16 protein-coding genes are annotated in these 16,958 nt (G+C 54.8%); 5 read left to right on the top strand and 11 right to left on the bottom strand.

Going from position 1 to position 16,958, the window contains the following annotated elements; translation table 11 throughout:
- Position 1: 1 nt before the first annotated feature.
- The gene (locus H7C18_RS25075; RefSeq protein ID WP_185131844.1) at positions 2 to 658 is read right to left on the bottom strand and encodes an SGNH/GDSL hydrolase family protein; all 657 of its coding nucleotides are present in this window, start codon (positions 656 to 658) and stop codon (positions 2 to 4) included.
- Positions 659 to 851: 193 nt separating this feature from the next.
- Between H7C18_RS25075 and H7C18_RS25070 the strand changes: the two genes are divergently transcribed.
- From H7C18_RS25070 to H7C18_RS25055, 4 genes are all read left to right on the top strand, one after another.
- Entirely contained in the window at positions 852 to 2,312 is a 1,461-nt protein-coding gene (locus tag H7C18_RS25070; protein WP_185131843.1) for a spore germination protein, read from the top strand.
- Entirely contained in the window at positions 2,296 to 3,456 is a 1,161-nt protein-coding gene (locus H7C18_RS25065) for a Ger(x)C family spore germination protein (protein WP_185131842.1), read from the top strand. Before H7C18_RS25070 ends, H7C18_RS25065 begins: the two co-directional genes overlap by 17 nt.
- Before the next feature lie 91 nt (positions 3,457 to 3,547).
- Positions 3,548 to 3,703, top strand: coding sequence for a hypothetical protein (locus H7C18_RS25060; protein WP_185131841.1), 156 nt, complete (start codon positions 3,548 to 3,550; stop codon positions 3,701 to 3,703).
- Entirely contained in the window at positions 3,703 to 4,812 is a 1,110-nt protein-coding gene (locus H7C18_RS25055; protein WP_185131840.1) for a GerAB/ArcD/ProY family transporter, read from the top strand. The genes H7C18_RS25060 and H7C18_RS25055 overlap by 1 nt, the downstream gene beginning before the upstream one ends.
- Before the next feature lie 58 nt (positions 4,813 to 4,870).
- On the opposite strand, the gene H7C18_RS25050 is transcribed toward H7C18_RS25055, so the two are convergent.
- From H7C18_RS25050 to H7C18_RS25035, 4 genes are all read right to left on the bottom strand, one after another.
- Complete coding sequence (locus tag H7C18_RS25050) at positions 4,871 to 5,743, bottom strand: DMT family transporter (protein WP_185131839.1); 873 nt, start codon at positions 5,741 to 5,743, stop codon at positions 4,871 to 4,873.
- A 204-nt stretch (positions 5,744 to 5,947) separates the two neighbouring features.
- A complete protein-coding gene (locus tag H7C18_RS25045; RefSeq protein ID WP_185131838.1) occupies positions 5,948 to 6,898 on the bottom strand; it encodes a LysR family transcriptional regulator in 951 nt (316 codons plus the stop codon).
- 185 nt (positions 6,899 to 7,083) lie between these two features.
- Positions 7,084 to 8,049 (bottom strand): aldo/keto reductase, encoded by a 966-nt coding sequence (locus tag H7C18_RS25040; RefSeq protein ID WP_185131837.1) that lies wholly within the window; start codon positions 8,047 to 8,049, stop codon positions 7,084 to 7,086.
- Between the two features lie 155 nt (positions 8,050 to 8,204).
- Positions 8,205 to 9,368: an MFS transporter gene (locus H7C18_RS25035; protein WP_185131836.1), complete on the bottom strand. Its 1,164-nt coding sequence runs from the start codon at positions 9,366 to 9,368 to the stop codon at positions 8,205 to 8,207.
- Positions 9,369 to 9,539: 171 nt separating this feature from the next.
- On the opposite strand from H7C18_RS25035, the gene H7C18_RS25030 reads away from it, so the two are divergent.
- Positions 9,540 to 10,208 (top strand): TetR/AcrR family transcriptional regulator, encoded by a 669-nt coding sequence (locus H7C18_RS25030; protein ID WP_185131835.1) that lies wholly within the window; start codon positions 9,540 to 9,542, stop codon positions 10,206 to 10,208.
- A 124-nt stretch (positions 10,209 to 10,332) separates the two neighbouring features.
- Here H7C18_RS25030 and H7C18_RS25025 read toward each other — a convergent pair whose 3' ends face one another.
- From H7C18_RS25025 to H7C18_RS25000, 6 genes are all read right to left on the bottom strand, one after another.
- The gene (locus H7C18_RS25025; protein ID WP_185131834.1) at positions 10,333 to 10,971 is read right to left on the bottom strand and encodes an HD domain-containing protein; all 639 of its coding nucleotides are present in this window, start codon (positions 10,969 to 10,971) and stop codon (positions 10,333 to 10,335) included.
- A 247-nt stretch (positions 10,972 to 11,218) separates the two neighbouring features.
- On the bottom strand, positions 11,219 to 11,755 hold the full coding sequence (locus tag H7C18_RS25020) for an SDR family NAD(P)-dependent oxidoreductase (protein ID WP_238357941.1): 537 nt from the start codon (positions 11,753 to 11,755) through the stop codon (positions 11,219 to 11,221).
- Positions 11,756 to 11,870: 115 nt separating this feature from the next.
- Positions 11,871 to 13,685, bottom strand: coding sequence for a glycoside hydrolase family 127 protein (locus H7C18_RS25015; protein WP_185132010.1), 1,815 nt, complete (start codon positions 13,683 to 13,685; stop codon positions 11,871 to 11,873).
- 10 nt (positions 13,686 to 13,695) lie between these two features.
- Positions 13,696 to 14,526: a carbohydrate ABC transporter permease gene (locus H7C18_RS25010; RefSeq protein ID WP_185131833.1), complete on the bottom strand. Its 831-nt coding sequence runs from the start codon at positions 14,524 to 14,526 to the stop codon at positions 13,696 to 13,698.
- On the bottom strand, positions 14,523 to 15,410 hold the full coding sequence (locus H7C18_RS25005; RefSeq protein WP_185131832.1) for a carbohydrate ABC transporter permease: 888 nt from the start codon (positions 15,408 to 15,410) through the stop codon (positions 14,523 to 14,525). Before H7C18_RS25005 ends, H7C18_RS25010 begins: the two co-directional genes overlap by 4 nt.
- A gap of 70 nt (positions 15,411 to 15,480) precedes the next feature.
- Positions 15,481 to 16,929, bottom strand: a complete 1,449-nt coding sequence (locus tag H7C18_RS25000) for an ABC transporter substrate-binding protein (RefSeq protein ID WP_185131831.1) — start codon at positions 16,927 to 16,929, stop codon at positions 15,481 to 15,483.
- Between the last annotated feature and the right edge of the window lie 29 nt (positions 16,930 to 16,958).

Genomic DNA, 16,958 nt, shown 5'->3' with positions numbered 1-16,958 from the left:
GCTAATCGAACAGACGCAGCAGTTCCGCCGCGACCAGCTCGTGTCCCCGGCGGTTCGGATGGTTCGGCCACGACAGCAGGTCCGACAGATTTCCGGCGCCCGATACGTACGACTCGAAGGCGGCAAAGCTGTCGGCCAGTCCGACCCGGTACCGGCGAGCCAGCCGCCTGATCTGCTCGGCGTGCTCGCACAAGGCAATCCATGGTTCCGCATCCGCGGACTCCGTTCCGCTATTGTCGTGAGTCGGCGTGAGCAGCACGACCGGGATGCCGCGGGACAGCGCCGCCTCGATCATGCCGCTCCAAGCGTCTTCCGCCGCCTTCAGACCGATCCCCCTGTCGTTCAGCCCGTAATCGATCGTGACCGCGTCCGGCCGCAGCAACAGGACGTCCCGTTCGAAACGTTCGTGCCCGCTCGCGGAATGCTCCCCGCCGATGGCTGTCACCGTCACGTTCAGGACCGCGTTCGGGTAGCGTTCTTTGAGTCCCCTGTGCATCAAATGCGGATAAGCGTCGAACGTCTGCACGGCCGGCGTCGCGAAATATCCGGCCGGCACGCTGTGCCCGTGGCAGACGATCGTGACCGTCCGGTTGTCCGGCCATTCCCGCCGCAGCTCTTCCCCAAGCCCGGCCAGATAGGCCCCGCCTTCATTGGACATCTCTGCCCCTCCCTTTCGGATGTAAGCACTTGCAAAACTTATTATAGCTCTTCCCGGGCGAAGCCGCTCGATATATGGAGCCGGCCATCCGCACGATCGCGCTGCCGCATGAATTTAATTCCAGCTTCCTGCTCAGAATAGGAGATGGTCTTTGCAGCCGTAGGGCATCTCGTTTATTACCGGAGGAGACAAAATGAAGCAGGACCCGATCGGCGGCTCCGTTGCGAATGCCTTGAACGATTTGACGCGTCGGTTCGCGGATAACGACTTGTTCGTGATCCGGGACCTTGATATAGAGGAAGGCCGGCCCACTGCTTCCTTTGCCTATTTAAGAACCATTGTGGACGAAAAGAACCTCAATCGGGAACTCGTCGGCGTCTTGAGCGATGGCCATAAGTACGAGGAAGGCCGAAAGGATGCTTTTTATATAGAGTTCATGAACCGTTTAGGCTCGGCTAAGCAGTTACGGCATATGGAGGAAGTCGAGCAATTTATTTCGGCGGCAGGAGTCGTTTTTTTTATTGAAGGCCGCTTCATGGCGTATGGAATCGTCATGCCGGGCTATGAGACGCGTGCGATCGAGGAGCCTAAGATCGAGGTGAACGTGCGCGGACCGCGCGAGGGGTTTACCGAGGACATTCAGAAAAATTTGAGCATGGTGTACCGGAGACTGAAGACGTCGGAATTAAAGTCCGTGCCGTTCCAGATCGGTCGGCAAAGCCAGACGACCGTCATGGTTCTCTACCTGAAGAACCGGGTAGACGAACCGGTACTCGCGGAAGTGTTGAAGCGGCTCCGCGACGTTCAGATGAATGTTCTGATCGACAGCGCCCAGCTGGAGGAGTGGATTCAGGACAGCAAGTATTCGCCGTTCGCCCAAATTCTGAATACGGAGCGGCCCGATCGGATCGCCTCCGCCCTGAATCACGGGAAAACGGCCATTCTTATCGACGGATCGCCGAACGCCCTGATCGCCCCTTCTTTGTTCACCGATTTCCTCCACCCCAGCGAGGATTTGTACGAACGGTTTTATTTCGCCAACTTTTTGCGGATGCTGCGGTTGATTACTTTGATCATTTCCTTGTTCGGGCCGTCCTTGTATATCGCGCTGACCACGTTTCACCTAGAGATGATACCGACGCCGCTCATGCTTGCTTTCCTCTCGTCCAAGGCGGGAATCCCGTTTCCCACCTTTATCGAAGCCTTGATCATGGAGATTGCTTTCGAAATTCTACGGGAGGCCAGCCTTCGCCTGCCTCGCGTATTGGGGCAGTCCGTAAGCATTGTCGGCGCTCTCATTATCGGGGAAACGGCGGTCGATGCCGGCGTCGTCTCGCGGCCGATGGTCATTGTGGTCGCCATGACCGGAATCGCTTCGTTTACGATCCCGCAGTTCAGCACCGCCATTTCGCTCAGGCTGCTGCGCTTTCCCCTTATGTTCACGACTGCCGTGACAGGCGTATTCGGCTTGTCTCTCGGGATGTTCGTGATCTTCCTGCATTTGTGTTCGCTGAAATCGTTCGGCAAGCCGTATGTCCCTTTATTCGACGGGAGAGAGTGGCGGAAGGTGATCGAAAATTATGTTCTGCTTCCCATTCAGCACAGGAACATCCAATCCTCAGGGTCTAACCGGCGCGATGATGAGACCGGTTAGATGGGCGCTGCTGTTTGCCGCCTTCCTGACGATCGCGGCCGGATGCTCGACGGACATAACGGAGATCAGCGACGTCGCCTTGGTGATGATCACCGGCGTCGATTATGACGAGGAGCGCGGCAAATTCATCTTCACGGCTTACTGCATCCTGCCTTCGGCCACGAGTACGGAAAAAACGGACAAGCACCACGAATGGGTGGCTAGCGCGCAGGGCGACTCCATCCTGGACGCGGCCCGCAATCTGCGAAGCCGTGCGGGGAAGACGATGAACTGGCAGCACGACAAGTTTTTTGTTATCGGCGAGGAAGCGGCGAGACATGCCTTTTATGAAATTGTCGATTATATGACCCGATCGCGCGATATCCGCTTGACCAGCTATATCTTGGTCAGCGAAGGCAAGGCGCTGGATACGCTTAAAAATAAATCCGAGACCAACGACCTGTTGGCGAACGATTTGCTCGGAAGAACGATCAACCAGCATTTATGGGGCAAGAGCATCTCCCTCACTCTGAAGGACATTTCGAACTGGTTTGCCGATCCGTACCGCGGCTTCGTCACGGGGAGACTCCGCACGAATCACGGGGCCGGCCGCTCGGAGGCCGGGCTCGTCCTTAGCGGCGGTTCCGCCTTCCATAAAGGCAAATTCATCGGCTGGCTGAACGGACAGGACACATTAACCGTTTATATGCTCTCGAAGAGAAAAGAATGGAACAAGCTGGAGTTTGCGCTTCGAGTTCAATCCCGCTCCGCTAATGTGACCCTGCTCATGCACGCTCCGAAAAAAAAGTTTCATTTTCGCCAATCGGATCAAGGTCCGGCGATGGACGTCGACATGAACCTCAAAGCCACTCTAATGGACATGGACCGGCCTCTGCAGATCCAATCGCCGGAAACCTTGGAGCAATTGGAGCGAGCGGCCGGCCGGGAGATCGAAGAGATGATCGAGGGCAGCCTGAGACGATTTCAAAGAGATTTCAAGGCCGATCTGCTGGGCTTATCCGATTTTATCCGCCAGTATCATTCCAAGGAGTGGAGCCGGATGAAAGACAAGTGGGACGAACTCTATCCGGCCATGCCCGTGAAGATTCATGCGAACGTGAAGCTGACGATTATCGGAATGAATCAAAGTCTGGAGGGGAATTGACATGATATCCGTTCTCGTCTGCATCGCTAACCTGGTTTACGGGACAAGTCAATCGATCCGGATATGGAAAAAAAGGAGGAGATCCGACGCGGTGTTTCTTCTCGTCTTAACCCTCTACATCACGGGGTACTTCGTTCCGTTTACCGCCCCTTACTGGCCGACCGTGCAAAAAGTGAACCGCGCTCTCTTCCAGCCGATATCCGATTTCCTGCTCCACTTTCTGCAGATTCGAACGGAGAATCCATAATGGCGGATACTTTGAAAATAAGCAACTTCCAATTCGGATGCATCTGCTTTACTTATTTGTCCGGCTTCTCGACTTTATTCTTTAATGAAGCGAAGATCCTGCAGCAGGATGTATGGATGGCGAACGTCTCGGCGATTGTCCTCAGTATTTTGATTCTGTGGCTGATGAAGCATGTGCAGGTTCAATACCCCGACAAAACCATGACGGAAATCTACCAGGTTTTACTCGGAAAATGGCTCGGAAAGGCGGCGGTCGTCGGCACCCTGCTCTACGCCGTCAGCATTACGGTTTTGACCCTTCGGGCGTTGTCGCTGTTTTATACGACGGCCATTCTTCCGCATACCTCGCCGGAGCTTATTATGCTGATGCTGGTGCTGACGACGTCTTATTCCGTTTACCTGGGGCTGGAAACCATCGTTCGTACGGTGCAGGTGATGCTCCCGCTGTTCCTGATCTCGATTACCGTCATTTGTTTGCTGATGATCCCCAACGTGGAGACCAACCCGTTCCTGCCGGCGTTTCACAGCCGCTTGCCGGAGATCGCTTACGGCACTTTGCTGTCTTATGCCTTCCCGTTCGGGAAGGGGACCCTTCTCATCTTCCTGTTCCACCGAATCGGCAATAAGAAGAGGCTCATGGCCGGCACCTCTATCGGGCTCGTCCTTTCGTGCGCTTACCTTCTGATTGCCACCTATCTGGCCATCGGATCGCTTGGCACGAACCTGATGAAGTCGGCGACGTTCCCCTTCTTCTCCTCCATTCAATTGGTGAAAATCGGCCTCTATTTGGAGCGGATCGAGATCGTCATCATCGGCATTTGGACGGTCTTCACCTTGTTCGAAACCATTGTTGCGCACTATCTGTTCACGACGATCGTCAGCGAATTGTTTCGGATCCAAGAGCCCAAGCGATTCATATTGCCGTTTGGGCTGCTGTTTTTCGCCATCGGCACCCGGAGCTATGTCCGTCCGACGGAACTTGAATTGTACAACACGACGATCCTCCCCTTTTCCACCCTTCTGCCTACGTTGATCCTGCCGCTTATTCTCGGGTTCTTGACCCTTTTCAGGGGGCAAAACGGCAATCGTCGTCTCCGTGACGATCCCTAAAATCGGGGAAAGTCTGCGAGCGGGTTCATGAGCTTGAGTAAGGAGCAGCTCTCTATTATTACGTCGGTAATGATCTCTTCCGGCCAGTCTGCCAATTGACCAGGAAGATCCCAAGACAGATGAGCGCGCCGCCCGCGGCGACGTACCAATGCATCGGCTCACCGATCATCGCCCAGCCGCCGAGCACCCCAAAGAAAGGCGCCAGAAACAGGAATGCGCTCGTGCGGGCAGGATCCGTTTTCTTCAGCAAGTAGAACCAAAGCGCAAACTGGACGATCGAGCTGAAAAGAACCAGATACGTCAGGACGCCAAACGACGTCGCATCGGCAGGCAGGCGCGGATGCTCGGCCATCGCGCTTAGGCCAAGCAATACGAGGCCGCCGACAAGCATTTGGTAACCGGCCAGCACGAACGTATCGAACTCGTCGCCCCAGCGCTTCGCCAGCAGTGTCCCCACAGCGAAAAACAACGCGCTCAACAACCCGATGAACGTTCCCGTTGACACGTTGAGGCCGGTGCCAAAAGTGATGACGACGCCGGCAAGACCGAGCACCGTACCGATCCATTGCCGAGCCCGATAGCGCACGGCCAAAAAGAGCGCGCTGATCACGATCACCAGCAGCGGATTGGTAAACGTCAGAATGGCCGACTCTCCCGATGTGATCCAACGCATGCTAAAGGATGCGGAGCCCATGACGCCGGCCATGTTGACTACTCCAAGCAAGACGATTTTCCCCCATTGCTTCGCGCCGCGGGGTTGCGGTCTTCGCATCATGGCCAGCGCCATGATCCCTCCCGCAAAGAGGAAGCGAACACCCATCAGCATAAATGGGCTCGCGCCGTCGTTCATGCCGATGCGGACAATCGGAAACGAAAGTCCCATCATCAAGGTGATAGCGATGATGAAAACCGAGTATGTCATACGATTCATATCTGTTTCTCCCATTCGTCGAGGATCTCTAAGCTGCCCTGTTTCATTTATCGCTTGCGACACCCAGATCATACTGCACTTTTATACATAAGTAAAATAAATGTTTGGAATATACATGATACCATTTTTGATATGACAACCTTTCGATATCGTCAATCGTGAATTCTGTCCGCAATATGAAAAGCAGGCGCCGCGGCGCCTGCTTTATATTTTGTGATCGGGCTGACGTTCTTCCGTTTCGTTTCCAGCCGGCAAATTCCGTTTATCAGCAACTGCGCCGTCTGCGGGACTGCGAAAAAGTCGCAATGCGGTTTCGATAAACATTTTAGCGGCTATCGAGCTTTCATCGAATGACGATACCGCCAAGTAAATATCACGATAGCCGGGAGGATCAAGCCTGCGTATCTCCATATTATCGGGCAAATTCATAAGCGACAGCTCCGCCATCACGGATATTCCCATTCCCTCTTGAATGAATTGAAGCGTGGTCATGTTGTTGTAGAGGCTATATTTCGCTTTGATCGATTCTCCTGAACGGTCAAACCACCCCATGACCGGGGACTCATATCCTGCCGTGCAAACGATTAGCGATTGATCCAGAAGATCGGCAGCTTGAATGACCGTCTTTGCGGTCAAAGGATGGTCGTTTCTAAACACGGCATAAAGCTCCTCGCGATGCAGATGAAAGGCATCGAACTCGTCAATCGGCGGAATAATAAACCCGACGTCAATTCGGCGGCATTCGATCCACTCTTTAATTTCCGCGATGGTGCCTTCTAAGATTTCAAATTTGATATTGGGATATGAATTGGCGATTTGACTCAACAGTTTAGGAACAAAATAAGTGGAGGCAACGGGAAACGCCCCGATTCGAACCGTTCCGGTTTCGAGTCCCTTCTCGCGGGCCGCCTCCTGATCGACTTTCTCGTATCCATCCAATATTCCCCGGAAAAGACGAACGACTCGTTCCCCAATATCCGTCAGCATAACCCCCTGGCGCCGATTCCGAATCAACAAGGTTACGCCGAGTTCCGCTTCGAGCATGTTAACCGCACGGCTAACGGCAGGTTGAGTCATATTGAGTTCTAGACCGGCTTTCGTGAAACTGCCCAATTCGCTGATTTTAACGATAAGCTGCAGCGTCGATCTGTTCATAACAATATTGTTATGCCCCCTCGTAGTGAACCACGGAATGGTTATGTTTTACTCATTGTAGCTATATTATTAAGCGAAAGAAAGAGACAGCCCGATCCCGGACTGCCTCCATTATCCTTATCTCGCGGTATCTCCAAAGACGAGCACAATTTTTATCGGCCCAACCGGCGCCATGCTTCGATGAATTACCACGCGTAAGCGCGCGGAGCATCTCCTCCCGGTCCGGGGAAAATTTCATCGAGCCGCTTCAATGTCGATTCGTCCAGTTCCAGTTCTACCGCACGAAGCGTGCGCTCGAACTGCTCCATGGTCCGGACGCCGGTAATCGGCGCGGTCACTGCCGGGTTGGCGAGCAGCCATGCCAGCGCCACAACGTCCTCGCGCTCCCCAAGCTCGCGACACAGCTTTGCGAAAGCTTCGAGCTGCGGCCGGTGCTTCTCGACCCGCTCATTATCGGCGCTACGTTTGCCTGATTCGCCACGCAATGCGTTACCTGCAAGCAGGCCGCCGTCAAGCGGGCTCCACGGAATAACCCCCAGGCCAAGGCTTTGAGACGCAGGCAGCACTTCCAACTCCGGCAACCGGCAGAGCAGATTGTATTTATGCTGCTCGGATACCAGACCGATATTACCGCGCGCTTTTGCTTCGCCCTGCGCGACCGCGATATCCCATCCGGCAAAGTTGCTCGAGCCGACGTAACCGATTTTCCCCTGATAAGCGGCAATTTCAAACGCGTTCCACAATTCGGCCCAGCTAACGGTCCGGTCGATATGGTGCATCTGATACAACTCGATATGGTCCGTTTGCAAACGGCGCAGCGAGCCTTCCAAGTGGCGGCGGATTTTATAGGCGGACAATCCGGCTTCCCGGTTCGGTCCGTCGTTCTCGTCGTGAATATCGTTATAAACCTTCGTTGCCAGAACGGTACGCTCTCGACGTCCGTTGCCCTGGCGAAACCACCTTCCGATTATTTCTTCCGTTTGACCCAAAGCGTATTGGTTCGCCGTATCGAAGAAATTGATGCCGGCGTCGAGAGCGGCATCCATGATGCGGAAGGCTTCCTTTTCTTCCGTCGTCCAGCCGAAATTCATCGTGCCCAGGCACAGCCGGCTGACCTTTAGACCCGATTTGCCCAAAGTCGTGTACAACACTTACTCATACCTCATTCCTTGTTGTAACCTTTTTCCGTACAAGGCGCCAAACTTATTTTCCAACGTTCACTCCCAATCCTTACACCCTAACATTATACAAATCGGACACCGCGGCTTTCAAGTTGAGAACAAGGTTCACGCCTGAAGCTGCATGATTACCGGTTAGCCGATATTCGGGGCTTGAACCTCCTAGCGGCCAGCACCAGCGATACGACGATCGATGCGCCCGTTGCCGCGGCCAGGAAGATGAATGTCTGTCGGCTCGACGAGAACGCAAAGAACTTCGGAACGGCGTTCATGAAAACCGGACACAAAAACTGGAACAGGTAAATGGAAGCGAGCAGATACGAGATGGCCTGTGTCAACCGTTCTTGCGGCACGACGGCTGCCGTCTTGCCGAACGACATCGGGAAAAACAGGCCTTGCCCGAATCCGATCAGAACGACGGCGGCAAATACCGGAAACGCCGAATGCGCCGTACCAACCAGCAGAAAGCCCAGACCGTATAGCAGCAGGCCAACCGTCACGAGCGCGCCCTTCAGACGCTTCGTCAGCACCGGGAAAACAAGACCGGCGATAAAAATGCTCAGTAGCGACAGCGCCGACAAATAACCGACCGTCTGGGCGTTGCCGATGCCGCTCTCCGTCAAAAACAGGGGAAAGCTCGTCGGAATCGTAAAGTAAAGCATGACGTGAAGCCCGCTTAGCAAGGCGATGACGTAGAAGGTGCCCGGCAGTCTGGTTGCCCCCGCCGTGACGCGCCTTCCCGCAGGCGGAATCCGCGGAAGGAACAGGACGACCAGCGCCAGCAGCACAAGCGCGTACAGGTAGCATAGAAAAACGCTTCGCCATCCGAACGAGGCGATGAAACCGCCGATCGACAGGAAAACGGCGCCCCCGATCCCGTTGATGGCCGTTACCAGTCCGTTCATTCGGGCACGCGCTTCCCCCCGGAAATGCTCGGCGATGAGCGAGTTGAACGTCGGTGACACCAGCCCGATGCTCAGTCCGAGAATCGCCCGAAATACGAGAATCCAAGTCATGGAATTCACGAACGACGGTCCGACTCCCCCGATCAGGTAGCCAATCAGCCCGACGATCAGAATGCTCTTCTTCGAAAAACGCTCCGACAAATACGAGACCGAGAACAACGTCGGCAAAATAAAAATCGACGACAGCGTGATAACCCACTGAATCAGCAGCGGACTGACATCCGGAAAGTCCGTCGACAGCAATTTGACCGCCGGCGCCGCCAGCATCGGGGCGAACGTGGCGGTCACCGCCAGAGACAGCAAGGCGATGCGAAAGCTGAGTTTCATACCGTTCCCTCTTTTCGATCATCTGTTTGGCCTGACGGGAACAGAATAACATGCGCCGGAGTCAATGTAAACACTTTTTATATATTATGTCTATTATGACTTTTTTGTTTGTCCTCACAAGACGATCGTGTATAATGATAGAAAAGCCTCTAATAGGGAGGGAAACGAGACATGAGCCCGCAGGAAGAACTCGGCCAAGTGCAGGCGAAGACGAAATTATTGAAAAAGCTGAACGCCTATGTGACCAAGGAAGGGTTTCAGCATTTGCGGATGGAAGATATAGCCAAACGAATGGATGTCAGCCGGGCTACGATGTATAAGCACTTCTCCTCCAAGGAGGACGTGATCGAAGGAGTCGAGAAGCTTTACGAGGATTACATCGCGCAGCTCGTTCTGCAGCCCGCCGAGCGGGACCCCTCCTCCTTCGGCGAGCGGTTTCAGAAGCTTTTCGAACAGTCGGTGCAACTGGTGGGCAACATTACGGACATCTTTCTGAAGGATCTTCAAGCGGCGTTCCCCGTTCTGCACGAACGTCTCATGGAAGCGCTGCGACGGCGCGACCGGGAAGCGGCCGCCTTTTACCGGGAAGGCATGGAGCTCGGGTTGTTCAACCAAGTCAACGAGAAGCTGATCGTCACACAGGACAATCTCCTGCTTCGCGAAATTGTCGACGTCAAATTTTTGATGCTCAACCAAGTCACGCTGGAACAGATGCTCCGCGATTATTACACGTTTAAAAAAGTTCAGGTGATCAGGGCGGATCAAATGTCCATTGTCGACGATACGAAGATACTCCCGGTGATCCAATACATCGTAAAAAAGTTTAGCCAATCTCTGTAAGAGCCCGGCAGGCTGCATTTTGTTAAGCCGAGTCTGACGGGCGGCTTTCACCTTCCGCGGCATGAAAACGGGAAACGGCTTTCGCCTGCGAAAGGCGAAAGCCGTTGTAATGACTCCCCGACGATTACTCGTCCCATTTGGAATGAAGGACCTGGTGGCAAAAGTTGGGGCGCTTATATCCCGGAAGAAGCAGCTCGCATATGTCGGCGTTAATCGTGCCGTAAGTCGTTTCCGGTTTGTGTCGGAAGCCTTCCAGGAATGCGTGCAAGATGTCGTGTTTGAACCTTTCGCGAGGAAAAGCGTCGACGACTTGCTGCCGCGCTTCCGCCGTGATGAGATCGAAGTTCTTTCCCACCACGTCATAACCGACGCCAAAATTCATAAGCGCCGCTTCGGTTTCTTTATATTCGACGATTCCGACGGTTGTATGCAGGGCAACGGCATCCCATACAAGCCGAATGGAATCTTCCGGGACGCCGCGGCTTTTAAGAAAATCGCGCGCAGCATTCGCCCCGTCGACTTCAAAGCGTTTGTCCGGGCTTCGGAATGCGGGAGTAAGGCCGATATCGTGGAAAAGCGAACTGATATAAAGCAATTCAGAATCATATTTCATTTGATTCTGGTTGCCCTTCATAGCCGCAAACAGAAAAACCCGGTTCGAGTGATTCCACAGGAGGTCGTCGCCATGCTCACGCAATAATTCGGCGGCTTCAACGGCTAATTTACTATCGGGAATCTTTATATCGGCAATGATATTCGTCATCTGCAATTACCCCCTTCTTCAATCGATAGCTTACATTATCGGACTTGGCCATTGAGAGATCAATACGCCAGTTTCTATTATAACGATAGAACAATTCAATGAAGCTGGGCAATTTGCTCGCCACCTTTTATACTTTCCACTTGCGGGACCGAATAATCGGAACGCTTCATGCAAGTAATTCCCATTCAATCAAGGACCACAAAAGGCCGCCCAAACGGACGGCCTTCATGATTCGATGCTTCTGTAATTAAAGCATTTGTCCGCCCGATACTTCGAGGCGCGTCCCATTTACCCAACCAAATTCATCCGTGCACAAGGAAGCGACAACGCCGCCGATATCGTCGGCTTCCCCAACCCGGCCTAAGGCGATATTCGAGGCGACAAACTCCCTCATGTGTTGATTGTCCCTTACCGAACCGCCGCCGAAATCCGTCGCAATCGCTCCGGGGGCGACTACGTTGACCCGTATGCCCCGTTTGCCCCATTCCTTGGCCATGTATTTCGTTAACACTTCGATTGCGCCTTTCATCGCCGAGTAAGCGCCGAAGCCCTCGATCACGAAGCGGGTCAATCCCGTCGAAACATTGACGACCCTTCCGTTGTCGGCTATACGCGGATATAGCTTCTGGGACAGGAAAAATACTCCTTTGAACTGAACGTTCATAAGGCTGTCGAATTGTTCCACAGTCGTATCCGCAACGGAAGCGTGAATCCCGAAGCCCGCATTGTTGACCAAAATATCGATTTGCTCCCGATTCCATTTTTCGTTCAGCAGTTCCGCCAACGATCTCGTTTATTCGGGATCATTCGCCATTTCATTTTACTGGCTGTATCCAATTTTCCAGTCTTCCAAGCTTTAGAACAGGCTTCCCGCACTTCAGCATTTCACTTGCCGCTTACTAGAGATACAGGCTCCGGTCTTCCGCCTCTCGAATCCACACCTGCATAAAGCCTGCCTCCCGGTTATCCCAGGCATAGTAAGGAATCAAAACGCATGGTTTTCCGCTATGCTCTTTGCCCGCCAAGACCGTTACCCCGCCAAGCAGATCGGGACGGTAATGAAGATGCAGCGGTTCTCGGGCGGAAAGGGTGAAGTCGTCGTAGGTCAAATCCGGATTGTCGGCCTGCTCCACGCAATAAACAACGGGTCCGCGTTGAACGGCCATTCGGCCGCGATCGGCCTCGACTTCCGCCCTGGCGCGCACCGCCTCCACAGGCATATCCAGCTCAAGAACGATGGAATCCCCCGGCGACCATTCCCGGTCCAGAACAAGGTAGCCCCGATCCGTCAGCGCTTCGGCTCCGGAGACGCTCTCGCCGCCGACCTTTAGCTTATAGCCTCTGCACCACCCCGGCACGCGCAATCGAACGACGAATGATCCCGTTCGTTCAGGGTTCACCGCAAGCTCGACTTTGCCGTCCCACGGGTAATTCGTCGTCTGCTTCAGCTTGACGCGAAGCCCGCCGCCCGCCTCGAATTCCGCCTCGCCGTTCAGGAATTGATTGACGGCGAGTCCGTCGTCGGTCCTCGCATAAGCATACTGGCCGATGGAAGGCAAATACCGCACCAGATTGGTCGGGCAGCAGGATGTGCCGAACCATTCCACGCGATGGTGATCGCCCTTCGAAGCCAGCGGATTGACGTAGAAAAACTTGTCTCCGGACAGCGAAATGCCGGCCAAAGCGCCGTTGTACATCTCCCGCTCCACCACATCGGCATACTTCGCATCGCCGAACAGCAGGTTCATGCGATGGTTCCAGAACGCCATGGCGATGGCGGCGCAGGTCTCGCAATAGGCGGTCTCGTTCGGAAGATCGTAGTCGTGAGTAAAGCCTTCATTATGCCTGGAAGGCCCGATCCCGCCCGTCACGTACATGTTGCGCTCCACGGTGTGCGCCCACACGCGATGCAAAGCGTCGACATAGGCCGGATCGCCGGAAGCGTGAACGACATCCGCCATGGCCGTGTACAGATACATCGCGCGGACGGCGTGTCCGGTCACCCTCTCGATGTCCCGAACCGGAACATCGTCCTGACAGTATGCAGGCCCCCATTCCTCTTTGTCCCAGATCATGCCTTTCCCGAGACCGCGGCCGCGCTCCTCCAGCAGCCAGAGAGCGAGCTTCCAGTAGCGCTCCTCCTGCGTCACGCGATACAGCTTCACGAGCGCCAGTTCGATCTCCTCATGTCCTTCCACCCAATGCCGCTTTCCGGGTCCGAATACGCTGTCGTAATGGTCTGCCAGCCGGCAGGCCGTATCGAGAAGCTTGCGTTTGCCCGTCGCCTCATAATAAGCGACCGCCGCCTCGATCAAATGGCCGCCGTTGTACATCTCGTGCTTCTCCATATCCGTCCACTTGCTCTCGGGCGCGACCAGCGTATAGTAAGTGCACAGATAGCCGTCCGGCTCCTGCGCGGCGGCGATGAGCTCGATGATCCGGTCGGCCTCCGCCTCCAGCTCCGGATCCCGGTTCGACATCAGGAGATAGGCTGCGCCCTCCAGCACCTTGTACACGTCGGAGTCGTTGAAGTAGATGCCTTCGAATTCGCCTTCCATGAGACCGGCGGCCTTGGCGAAGTTCGCGATGCGCCCGGTTTCTTCGCATTGGGCCAGGCAGGCTTGGATCGTGACTTCGCGGAGCACGTCGAGGCGCGGACGCCAGAAGACATCGTCGATCTTCACTTTCGTAAAAGGGACGGTCTGCCAATTCATCAACGGGGCTTCATCCTTTCAATCCAGTCAAAGTAATTCCTTCAAGGAAGTAGCGCTGCCCGATGAGGAACACGACGACGCAGGGGAGCACGACAGCCGCCGAGGCCGCCATGAGCAGATCCCATTGCGCGGTATAGGTTCCTTGAAACATCTGCAGCCCGAGCGCCAGGGTAAAGAGCCGGTCGCTTTTCAAATAAATGAGCGGCCCCATAAAATCATTCCACGTTCCCAGAAAGCTGAACAGGGCCACCACGATCAGCACGGAACGGCTAAGCGGCATGATGATTCTCCCGTAGATCTGAAAATAATTGGCTCCGTCCACGAAGGCCGCCTCGTCGAAATCCCGCGGAATGGTCAAATAGAATTGGCGCAGCAGGAAGATATTGAAGATGCCGCCGCCGAAATAGGCCGGCACGATGAGCGGGTAATACGTATCGTAGAAGCCGAGCGTCTTCCAGCCAAGGAAGCTGGGAATCAGGGTTACGGCCGCCGGCAGCATCATGCCGGACATCAGAATGCCGAATATGGCGTCCCTTCCTTTCCAGCGAATCCGCGCGAACCCGAACGCCGCGATGCTGCTCGTCACGACCGTGCCGATCAGCACGCCGACCACGATGATGAACGTATTGGTGAAAAAAGTGCCGAACGGCAGCGTCGTGAGCGCCCGATGGAAATTGTCCCAGTGGAAAGGCCTCGGAATCCACTCCGGCGGCATGGTGAAGATCTGCGACAGATCCATGAGCGAGCTTCGCAGCAGCCAGACGAACGGGATGATGAACAAGGCCGAGATCAAGAACAAGGCCGCATATCCCGCCGAAAGCGCAAGCTTCGATTGCCTCATGCGCGCTCCCCTCCTTCGTAATGCACCCAGGATTTCGAGGTTTTGAACACGATAAAGGTGAAAAACAGGATGATGATGAACAGCACCCAGGCCAGCGCGGACGCGTATCCCATCTCCGTATCCTGGAAGGCCGTTCTCCAAAGATAAAACACGTAAAACAAGCTCCGGTTATTCGGTCCGCCCTGCGTCAAGATGTACGCTTCGTTGAACACCTGGAAGGAACCGATAATCGCCATGATGGTATTGAAGAAGATCGTCGGCGTGACCATCGGAATCGTAATGTGGCGCAGCTTGCTGTACCACCCGCCTCCGTCCACTTCGATCGCCTCGTAATATTGCTTGGGAATGCCCGACAGCCCCGCGAGGAAAATGATGACTGTTCCGCCGATTCCCCATAGCGTCGTCAGGACGACGGACGGGATGACGCTGCTCTCCGAATACAGCCAGTTGCTGGTCGGCAGGTGAAGCCATCGGAGAGCGGAGTTGATCAGCCCCAGATCGGGATTGAGCAGCCACATCCAGATCATCGCCGAGGCGACCGCCGGGACGATGCTGGGCAGGTAGATGATCGTGCGGAATACGGCTCTTCCCTTTACATTCATATTCAGAAGGAGGGCAACGACAAAGGAAATGATAATAACGGCGGGTACCCTCAGAAGGACAAAATAGAACGTAATGCCGAGCGATTTATAGAAAAGGTCGTCTTCCCCCGAAAACAGCCGGGAATAATTGTCGAATCCGACGAAGGCGGTGTGCGCTTTGAATACGTTATAATCCGTCAGGCTCAGCCCCAGGCTGGCCGCCATGGGACCCAACGTGAAGATGATAAATCCGAGGATGGCCGGCGAAGTGAACAGCAATCCGTACAACAGTCCTTTTCTCATGCATGCCTCCGATCTGAAAGCTTTCCCTTCGGGAGAACGGCGTTCTGAAGGAAGAACGCCGTTCGGTCCCTTAACCCTTCACGTCGCGGCGGCCCTGAACTTGAGCTTGCGCTTTGGCCGCGATGGAATCCAAGGCCTCCTGGGCGGATTGTTGCCCGAGCCATACCTTATCCAAAGCCGGATTCACGATATCCATGATCTTGTTGAAGTTTTTCACATAACCCGTCGGCGTTTGATGGCTGTCGTTCAAGAGAATGTCTACGACCGCGTCTTTATAGCCCGACGGCCGGGAATCAAGGTTTTCCGTCCATTTGGCGAGCAGGGTCGGGTCCGTATACCAACTTTTGTAAGAAGGCATCCAGGTCCCGGCGGTCAGCAGGTCGATCGCCGCATCCGGGTCGAGCAGCGCCTTTTCCAGCTCCCAGGCTTCCTTCGGATGCTTGGTGGATTTGAAGATGGAGAACATCCCGGAGACGACGGTCGTCATCGGTTCCTTCATGACGGGAAGCACGCCCACGTTGAAATGGACTTTCGATTGCGCCAATCCCGCGGTCGCCCATTGCCCGTCGATGGCCATGGCCACCTTCTTGGTCTGCAGCGCGATATTGGTCGCCGGAATGTTCTTGGCTTGAACCGGAGAAGGCGCCACATGATAAACATTGATCAGATCCGCCATTTTCTGAATGGCTTCAACCGCAGCCGGTTGATTCAGAGCGAACGTTTTCCCGTCTTCGGAGACGAAGTCCCCGCCGTTCGAGTAAACGAAGTTGCTGTAGTTGCCCCACCAGGTTCCGATGTTGACGCCGTACTGCTTGATGTTCTTAGGGTCAAAGCTGGGATCGGAGGCGTTTCGGCCCTTGGAGTCGATCGTCAGCTTCTTGGCGACTTCGACGAACTCGTCCCATGTCCACGCTTCCGACGCTTTGGACGGAGGAGGCGTCAAGCCCGCGTCTTTGAAAATATCTTCGTTATAGAACAAGGCGAAGGTCTCCGGTCCCGGCCCCAAGCCGATGACGTTGCCCGGCTCGAGCGAATACGTAATATTCGGAACCAGATCGTCCTGCTTGATCTCCGGATCGGACGAGAGGAAGTCCTGGAGATTGTAGAATTTGCCTTGCTCGGCCAACGGATAAGCTATGCTGGCGGACTCCATCTGCGCGACGTCCGGCTCGTCGTTGCCCGCTACCATGGTCGTAAGCTTGGTGTCATAGTCGGTGGGAATATGCTGGAGATTGACCGTGATGTTCGGATATTTCTTCTCGAACTTGGCGATGGCCACCTTGTAGGCAGCCACTTCCTCCGGCGCTCCCCATACCGTCATGCGAAGCGTGATCGGTTCATTCGATTTCTCCCCGCCGGCCGAATCCGAGCTCGCCGAGCCGGATGGAGAGGCGGGAGAGGCGGAATTGCCGCTGTCGGCCCCGGAGCCGGAGTCGGACTTCGTGCACGCGGATAGGATGGCGACCGTCATCAGAAGAAGAGCAATCAGAACGGATACGGATTTCTTTTGTCGTGACATCTTTGGACCCCTTTCGAATTCAACCCTGA

Origin of the sequence: Cohnella zeiphila, from assembly GCF_014212055.1 — a bacterium.
GTDB lineage: Bacteria > Bacillota > Bacilli > Paenibacillales > Paenibacillaceae > Cohnella > Cohnella zeiphila.
Note: the sequence above shows the minus strand (reverse complement) of the source record. Positions and strands in the feature narration are given on the sequence as shown.